At 75.3% G+C, this 1,577-nt stretch carries 1 protein-coding gene; it reads left to right on the top strand.

What is annotated here, in order from left to right:
* Positions 1–521: 521 nt before the first annotated feature.
* On the top strand, positions 522–1,379 hold the full coding sequence (locus FOE67_RS25325) for a serine hydrolase domain-containing protein (protein ID WP_182667146.1): 858 nt from the start codon (positions 522–524) through the stop codon (positions 1,377–1,379).
* Positions 1,380–1,577 lie beyond the last annotated feature (198 nt).

Raw genomic sequence — 1,577 nt, 5'->3', positions numbered from 1 at the left:
GGTTCGGCCGGCGGGAACGGGCGCGGGGGAACCCCGGGGGTCTCACCGCGCGGGCCGGCCGCGACCGGAGCCGGGGTCGGTTCGGGAGCCGGTGGCTCGACCCGGGTGGCGACCAGTTCCGAGCCGACCGGGCCGAGGTTCACGTTCGCACGCGAACAGGGCTCGCATCGGCCGTACGCGTCCCAGGCACGTCCCACGTGACACTGCGAGCATCTCATCGTTCCCACCCGCTCCCCGGCACAGCCGGACACCAGTTCCCCCGGCTTGCCGGATGGTATGCCGGCCGGCACCCCTCGGGCCAGCACGAAGAGGCTCCGGAACACTTCCGATGAGGATGTACCGTTCAACCGGCTTCCCCGCGTGACCTGCGCGTGCAGGAGGCAACGACCCGGGGGCGGGGAGGGTCCGCCGGCACCGGCCCGGGAGCGGAGGGGGTTCGCGGGGGTGTTCGCGGCGAACGCTCCGCGCGCCGTCCCGGCGTGCCCGAGGAGGCGCGGAGGGCGGCGGGTTAGGCTCGGCCCATGGAGTCTCTGGCGATGATCGAGCAGTGGCCGGTGCCCCGGGCGGCGGCGGCCGTGATCCCGGCGGACGGCGGGCCGGTCGCGTTCCACGGGCCGGTCGCGGACCGCTTCCCCCTCGCCTCGGTGACCAAGCCGTTGGCGGCCTGGGCGATGCTGATCGCGGTCGAGGAGGGCGCCATGGAACTGGACGAACCCGCCGGACCGCGGGGTTCCACCGTGCGCCACCTGCTCGCCCACACCTCGGGGCTCGCCTTCGACGAGCGGCGGGAGATGGCGGAGCCGGGGACCCGCAGACTCTACTCCAACGCCGGTTTCGAGGTGCTGGGCGAGCACCTGGAGGAGGCGACGGGGATGCCCTTCGCCGAGTACCTGCGGCAGGCCGTGCTGGAGCCCCTGGGGATGACCGCGACGGACCTGCCGGGTTCCCCCGCCAAGGACGCCGTCTCCACCGTGGAGGATCTGGCGCGCTTCGCCGCCGAGATCCAGAACCCCCGCCTGCTGGACCCCGCCACGGTCGCGGAGGCGACCCGGCCGGTGTTCCCGGGGCTGAACGGGGTGCTGCCCGGCTTCGGCCAGCACAAGCCGAACGACTGGGGGCTGGGGTTCGAGATCCGGGGCACCAAGTCGCCGCACTGGACCGGGTCCCTCTCCTCCCCGCGGACCTTCGGCCACTTCGGACAGTCGGGGACCTTCCTGTGGGTGGACCCGGACGCCGGGGTGGCCGCCGCGGCGGTGACGGACCGGGACTTCGGGCCGTGGGCCGGCGTGGTGTGGCCCCGGTTCACCGACGCGGTCCTGGAGGAGTTGCGGGGCGTCGGGCGCGGGGAGCGGGAGTCCGTCCCGGCGGAGGCCGGCTGAGTCCCGGGGCCGCCCCTCGGAAGGCGACGGCCCCGCGGGGCGCGGGGCGCGGGGCGCGCTCCCTCCCCACCCGGGCCGGGGTCAGGCGGGGGACCAGACCAGGAGTTCCGTGAGTTCCGTGAGTTCCGTGAGTCCCGTCCCCCCGGCCGGGGCGGTCGCGGTCACCCTCCCGGTCCCCGTGATCCGCACCGCGTCCCC

It is taken from the genome of Streptomyces calidiresistens, assembly GCF_014141525.1.
Lineage (GTDB): Bacteria > Actinomycetota > Actinomycetes > Streptomycetales > Streptomycetaceae > Streptomyces > Streptomyces calidiresistens.
This window is presented reverse-complemented; position numbering and strand designations above follow the sequence as displayed.